A 6,715-nucleotide genomic window follows, 5' to 3' on the forward strand; every position below is an offset into this window, starting at 1 on the left:
CAACAGAATAATTAATATGAATCCCAATATAAAACAGATAATTATGAATAATTATACTATTGATGTGTAATTTATGAAATAGAAAAAAGAAAAAAATAGAGGGTGGCCTCTATTTTTTTCTTTTGAGTATGTATTTTCTTATGCGTTCGCTAAAGCAGCAAATGCTCTACCGACAGCTTCGATTGTATATTCGATATCTTCTTTTGTATGTTCTGTTGTTAAGAACCATGCTTCATACTTAGATGGAGCTAAGTTAATTCCTTCGTTGAGCATAAGCTTGAAGAACTTACCGAACATTTCTCCATCTGTATTTTGAGCAGCGTCATAATCTTCAATTGTATCTGTAGTGAAGTATACAGTTAACGCACCTTTTAGACGGTTTACTGTAATATCGATGCTATGTTTTGCAGCTTGTTCCAAAATTCCTTTTTCAAGCATTGCTCCAAGTTCATCTAATTTTTCGTATACACCTTTTTGTTGCAGTACTTCTAAGCAAGCAATACCAGCTGCCATAGATGCTGGGTTTCCAGCCATTGTACCAGCTTGGTAAGCAGGGCCGAGCGGTGCAACTTGTTCCATAATTTCTTTTTTACCACCATATGCACCGATTGGAAGACCTCCGCCAATTATTTTACCAAGTGCTGTTAAATCTGGTGTTACACCAAGTAAGTCTTGAGCACCGCCGTACATAAAGCGGAAAGCTGTGATTACTTCATCATAAATAACTAGTGCGCCAACTTCGTGAACAAGCTCATTTACTTTTTCTAGGAAGCCAGGTTTAGGTTCGACAATTCCGAAGTTCCCAACGATTGGTTCTACAAGAATAGCTGCTACCTCATGTCCCCATTTATCGAGTGCTTCTTTTAATGTCTCTACGTTATTAAATGGAACGGTAATAACTTCTTGAGCGATACTTTGGGGTACACCGGCTGAATCAGGAGTACCAAGAGTAGAAGGACCTGAACCAGCTGCTACAAGAACTAAGTCTGAATGACCGTGGTAGCAACCAGCAAACTTCATAATTTTTGTACGACCTGTATAAGCGCGAGCCACACGAATTGTTGTCATAACAGATTCCGTACCAGAGTTTACGAAACGAACTTTATCTAAAGCAGGCATTGCTTCTTTTAACATTTTTGCAAATTTTACTTCTAGTGCTGTTGGTGTTCCGTATAAAACACCATTTTCAGCYGCTGTTTTAATTGCTTCTGTTACGTGAGGATGAGCGTGTCCTGTAATGATTGGRCCGTATGCTGCTAAATAATCGATATATTTGTTACCATCTACATCCCAAAAATAAGCACCTTTTCCGCGTTCCATTGCAACAGGTGAACCGCCACCAACTGCTTTGAAAGAACGAGAAGGACTGTTAACACCACCAACGATATGTTCTAACGCTTCCTTATGTAATGCTTCTGATTTTGTGAAATTCACTACAATTCATCTCCTTACAAAAATCTATGTATTATTCTAACATGTTTTTCAAAAAGACGTATTGTTTGTGATAGGAAGGGCAGTTGGGTAAACTATTCGTTGTGGTATCGAGGAAGGGGGCCCGATTATGAAATCGGTAATTGAAGTACAAGGATTACGTAAAGAATTTACAGCATATTCAAGCCGCTCTGGTTTAAAAGGTGCGTTTCGCGATTTATTAAATCGTAATTATAAAATAGTGCCAGCAGTGAATGATGTTTCGTTTACTATAAATCAAGGTGAAATGGTTGGTTATATTGGTGAGAATGGTGCGGGTAAATCAACGACAATTAAAATGTTAACCGGAATTTTAACACCGACGTCTGGTCAAATTACAGTAAATGGCATGAATCCACATAAACAGCGAGAAGAGTTTGTGAAAACAATTGGTGTTGTATTTGGTCAGCGTTCACAGCTTTGGTGGGATATTGCGGTACAAGAATCATTTCGTTTATTAAAAAAAGTGTATGGTGTATCTGATAGKCAGTATAAGGAACATATGGARCATGTYATTGAAACACTAGATATTGGACCATTGCTAGATAAACCGGTGCGTAAATTGTCGCTTGGTCAACGAATGCGTTGTGAATTAGCAGCAGCGTTAATTCATAATCCACCGCTTTTATTTTTAGATGAACCAACGATTGGGCTAGACGTTCTCGTAAAATTAAAAATCCGTGAGTTTTTAAAGGAAATGAATGAACGTTATAAAACAACAATTTTATTAACAACACATGATATTACTGATATTGAAGCGTTATGTGAACGCGTCATTATGCTGGATGAAGGAAGCATTATGTATGATGGATCATTAGAAAAGCTTCGTTCGCAGTGGGGAGCAGAAAAAGAAATACATTTTCAATTTACAGCACCAGTTTCATATCAACAACTATTAATGCTAATGCCGGATAATCATGTAGTTTGGTCACAAGGGAAAGAAGAATATACATGGATTGCGAAAATACCCAATGAAGAAGTTATAATTTCTATGCTTATTTCCAAAGTAGTCCAAGCTTTTCAAATTAAAGATTTAAAAATTAATGAAGTGTCGACAGAAGAAATTATCCGTAATATTTATGAAGAGGGTATGATTCATGGGTAAGTATATTGAAATGATTCGTGTTCGTTTTTTAATGATGCTTGCTTATCGGACAAATTACTATAGTGGAATTTTAATTTATACGATTAACATCGGAGCGTATTATTTTTTATGGCAAGCTATTTACAGTGGGAAAGAGAATATCGAAGGTTTATCGATTTCTCAAATGACAACCTACATTGCCATCGCGTGGATGGCTCGCGCTTTTTATTTTAATAATATTGACAGAGAAATTGCGATGGAAATTCAAGAGGGACGTGTAGCTGTTGAATTAATTCGTCCATATAACTACTTAGGAATGAAAGTTATGCAAGGTCTTGGAGAGGGGATCTTCCGTTTTGCATTCTTTTCTATTCCCGGTATGATCATTGTTACACTTTTATTCTCATTGCAAATTACAACCAATTTTCAAACGTGGTTATATTTTTTTCTGTCGTTAGTTTTCAGTTTTATTATTAATACGCAAATTAATTTAATGACAGGCATGCTTACTTTTTTCTTATTTAATAATAGTGGAATTATGTATGCAAAACGTGTGGTTATTGATTTATTTTCAGGTTTATTACTACCCATTAGCTTTTATCCTCTATGGGCACAAAAAGCAATGGTGTTTTTGCCATTTCAAGCAATCAGTTATATTCCGAGTATGATTTTCTCTGAAGGAATACAAGGAAGTAAGTTGTATCAGGCTTTATTATTTCAAATGATTTGGGCAGTCGTACTTATTGTTCCAATTGTGCTGATGTGGAAAACGGCGAGAAAACGCCTAATTGTACAAGGGGGATGATGAGATGCTGTATATAAAACTGTTTTTGCAATATGCAAGCCAATATATAAAAACTAAACTAGAGTATCGCGGCGATTTTATCGTTGGATTAGTATCTGATTTACTACTCCAAGCTGTTAACTTAATTTTTATTCTTGTTGTTTTCGGACATACACAAGCATTAAAGGGATGGAGTCGAGAAGAAGTGATTTTTATTTATGGCTTTTTCTTAGTACCATTTGCTATCTTTTCTGCTTTCTTTAATATATGGGATTTTAATGATCGATACATTATTAAGGGAGAAATGGATCGTGTTTTAACAAGACCGATTCATAGTTTATTCCAAATTATATTAGAGCGAATGGAACTGGAGTCTTTGATTGGTGCAGTTACTGGGATTATTGTAATGGGATATGCGTCAGTGCAGCTTCAATTATCCTTTTATTGGTACGATTTCTTTCTTTTCTTGGTCATGGTAGCTGGAGGTGCCCTTGTATATGGCGGGATATTTGTGACGCTTGCAAGTATCGGCTTTTGGTCAGATGCGAAAAGCTCTATTATGCCATTGATGTATAACATTGGGAATTATGGGCGATATCCTGTAAATATTTATAACCGTGTGATCCGGTTTGTTTTAACGTTTGTCTTACCATTTGCATTTGTTGGTGTATATCCAGCGGCGTATTTTCTTAGAAAGACAGAATGGAACAGTTATGCGTTTGCGACACCGTTTGTTGGTGTAATTTGTTTTACAATTGCAATCACGTTTTGGAATTTTGGAGTGAAGAAATACCGCGGTGCGGGAAACTAACGACGGATATACAAGTTTCATCTACTGTGGGATAAATTATTCTTTGTCCTCATACATATAGGATGAGGTGGAGGACATGTTATGGGGACTTATTTTATTAATTTCAGCCATTGCTGTGTTAAGGAGTATTCAAATATTATGGAGCTCATACTCAGATTCGAAGCGTTTCTTTTCCTTGTATAACCTAACTTCATTATTTCTAATTTACACAACGGTGCTTATCGCATTTGGATTAAGTTATGTTGTATTAGAGGAAAGTGGATTTGCCGTCTTAAGAGAAGACGGAGAAAGTTTAACTGTCCATTCTTTCCAACTGGTAGAAGTATGCTTATATTTTAGTGCGGTTACTTTATTATCTGTTGGATATGGTGATGTAACTCCTGTTGGAATCGGACGCTGGATTGCAATTATTGAAGCGTTGATTGGATATACACTGCCGTTTGCATTCGTAGTTCGAACAGTGATAGACAATGAAAAATGAGATAACATTTGTTATAGTAGAAGGAAAAGACAAGGAGTGATAAAGATGGTCGCAGTAGGAGAGATGGCACCGGATTTTACACTAGAAGGAAGTAACGGAAAGCAGGTTAAGCTATCGGACTTTCACGGGAAAAATGTAGCACTATATTTTTATCCGAAAGATATGACACCAGGTTGTACAACAGAAGCGTGTGATTTCCGAGATGCATACGGATTATTTCAAGAAAAAGATACGGTTATACTTGGTATAAGTCCAGATCCAGTGAATAGACATTTGAAATTTATTGAAAAGCATGATTTGCCATTCTTACTTTTAGTAGATGAAGATCATAAAGTGGCGGAACTATATGATATATGGAAGCTGAAAAAGAATTTCGGAAAAGAATACATGGGAATTGAAAGATCTACGTTTCTTATTAATAAAGATGGTGAACTAGTAAAAGAATGGCGTAAAGTAAAAGTAAAAGGGCATATCGAAGACATCCTTTCTTATTTAGATTAAGGTTCTGCATAAGCAAGAACTGAAGGGGAATTTATTATGATGTAATTAATATGAGGCATATGTCTATACACTTGTGCTGATGTTTCATACATTAAAAGGGTAGGGCATACCTCCTCAGATGATAGTATTCCAAGTGCGATTATTTCGCACTTTTTTCTATGTAAATGTATAAAGGAGGGACAAATATACATAAGAATAAGGTTAGATGAAAAATAAACTTCACAGTTATAGTAGAAATATTGACGATTGACAAGAAAAGGAGTACACTCTTTATAAGAATTATAAAATAATAATCCGTATAGAATCGGGGTGCATGACGGTGGTCGAAGAAGAATTAAAAGAAGCGCTAGAAATGCTGAAAAATACGGGTGTACGCATTACTCCACAGCGTCATGCTATTTTAGAGTACCTTGTGGAATCTATGACGCACCCAACAGCGGACGAAATTTATAAAGCGTTAGAAGGTAAGTTTCCAAATATGAGCGTTGCAACGGTTTATAATAACTTACGTGTATTTAAAGAAGTTGGGCTTGTTAAGGAATTAACTTATGGAGACGCTTCAAGTAGATTTGATTATGTTACAAGTCAGCATTACCATGTAATTTGTGAAAAATGTGGTAAGATTGTTGATTTTCCTTATGGAGGTTTGGAAAAACTTGAAGATGAAGCTGCGAAAACAACCGGCTTTGTTATTAATAGTCATCGTTTAGAAATTTATGGCGTATGTCCAGAATGTCATAAGGCGTAATATATAACAAAGAAAGAGGTCGACGTAACCGTCGACCTCTTTCTTTGTTATATAAACTCCATTTTATGCTTTATAGCTCTTTTTATTATACCTCTCATCAAACTCTTTTCCTTCTAAATTACGATCAAGCGTTAAGGGTTGATTGCAATGCATACATGCGTCTACTCGGCCGAGCATTTTGGTAGGTTTGTTACAACTTGGGCAAATGATTTGTACGGTTTTTGTAGATAACATGCCAATCCAAAAGTAAACGACGGTGCTAGCGATAACTGCTAAAAAGCCAACCATCATAAAAATGGTCATAATAATAATATTTTCGCGAAAAAACACGCCTAAGTATGCAATGAAGAGTCCGATAAATACTAAACTTAATGCAAAGGTTCGAATTTTATTGATTTTGTTCGAATATTTAATCCCCATTCCCATCACGCTCCTATAGGAATAATATAACATAAAATTTCGAATTTTTGATTTAAAAGAAGTGGGGTTGGTTAAAATGATGAAAGAAAGAAATAAACGGGATGTGAAATTTTTTTATAAAAAGTATTGACCATGTATAAACTGCATGATATATTAATAACCGTCGCTGATGCGAAACGGCAGAAAGCGAAAAAAGAAATTGAAAAACTTAGTTGACATCGAAAAATGAAGATGTTAACATAAGGAAGTCGCCATTGAGCGGCAAACGAGTTCTTTGAAAACTGAACGAAACAAACAACGTGAAACGTCAATTTTTATTTTAGATGCTAGACAAACTAACTTTATTGGAGAGTTTGATCCTGGCTCAGGATGAACGCTGGCGGCGTGCCTAATACATGCAAGTCGAGCGAATGGAT

Annotated in this window: 8 protein-coding genes and 1 rRNA gene; 7 read left to right on the forward strand and 2 right to left on the reverse strand. The window is 35.9% G+C overall.

The window, feature by feature from the left end:
- Positions 1-138 precede the first annotated feature (138 nt).
- Positions 139-1,434 carry a glutamate-1-semialdehyde-2,1-aminomutase gene (gene hemL, locus AC1DIT_RS09085; RefSeq protein WP_016112994.1) on the reverse strand — a complete coding sequence of 432 codons (1,296 nt, stop codon included), beginning with the start codon at positions 1,432-1,434 and terminating at the stop codon, positions 139-141.
- A 127-nt stretch (positions 1,435-1,561) separates the two neighbouring features.
- Here hemL and AC1DIT_RS09090 point away from each other — a divergent pair, with 127 nt between their 5' ends.
- The 6 genes from AC1DIT_RS09090 (at position 1,562) to perR (ending at position 5,879) form a co-directional block, all read left to right on the forward strand.
- Positions 1,562-2,575 (forward strand): ABC transporter ATP-binding protein, encoded by a 1,014-nt coding sequence (locus AC1DIT_RS09090; RefSeq protein WP_476998150.1) that lies wholly within the window; start codon positions 1,562-1,564, stop codon positions 2,573-2,575.
- Positions 2,568-3,359: an ABC transporter permease gene (locus AC1DIT_RS09095; RefSeq protein WP_016112996.1), complete on the forward strand. Its 792-nt coding sequence runs from the start codon at positions 2,568-2,570 to the stop codon at positions 3,357-3,359. The genes AC1DIT_RS09090 and AC1DIT_RS09095 overlap by 8 nt, the downstream gene beginning before the upstream one ends.
- Before the next feature lie 4 nt (positions 3,360-3,363).
- On the forward strand, positions 3,364-4,149 hold the full coding sequence (locus AC1DIT_RS09100) for an ABC transporter permease (RefSeq protein ID WP_016112997.1): 786 nt from the start codon (positions 3,364-3,366) through the stop codon (positions 4,147-4,149).
- A 76-nt stretch (positions 4,150-4,225) separates the two neighbouring features.
- The gene (locus AC1DIT_RS09105) at positions 4,226-4,630 is read left to right on the forward strand and encodes a potassium channel family protein (protein WP_016112998.1); all 405 of its coding nucleotides are present in this window, start codon (positions 4,226-4,228) and stop codon (positions 4,628-4,630) included.
- A gap of 45 nt (positions 4,631-4,675) precedes the next feature.
- Positions 4,676-5,131, forward strand: coding sequence for a thioredoxin-dependent thiol peroxidase (gene bcp / locus AC1DIT_RS09110; RefSeq protein ID WP_016132535.1), 456 nt, complete (start codon positions 4,676-4,678; stop codon positions 5,129-5,131).
- A 319-nt stretch (positions 5,132-5,450) separates the two neighbouring features.
- Complete coding sequence (gene perR, locus AC1DIT_RS09115; protein ID WP_170927936.1) at positions 5,451-5,879, forward strand: peroxide-responsive transcriptional repressor PerR; 429 nt, start codon at positions 5,451-5,453, stop codon at positions 5,877-5,879.
- A 63-nt stretch (positions 5,880-5,942) separates the two neighbouring features.
- Here the strand turns inward: perR and AC1DIT_RS09120 are convergent, their stop codons facing one another.
- Positions 5,943-6,299 carry a YgzB family protein gene (locus tag AC1DIT_RS09120; protein ID WP_016113001.1) on the reverse strand — a complete coding sequence of 119 codons (357 nt, stop codon included), beginning with the start codon at positions 6,297-6,299 and terminating at the stop codon, positions 5,943-5,945.
- Positions 6,300-6,640: 341 nt separating this feature from the next.
- Here AC1DIT_RS09120 and AC1DIT_RS09125 point away from each other — a divergent pair.
- Positions 6,641-6,715: ribosomal RNA gene (locus AC1DIT_RS09125) — 16S ribosomal RNA — on the forward strand; the annotation flags it as partial.

It is taken from the genome of Bacillus sp. 05T22 (assembly GCF_056396765.1).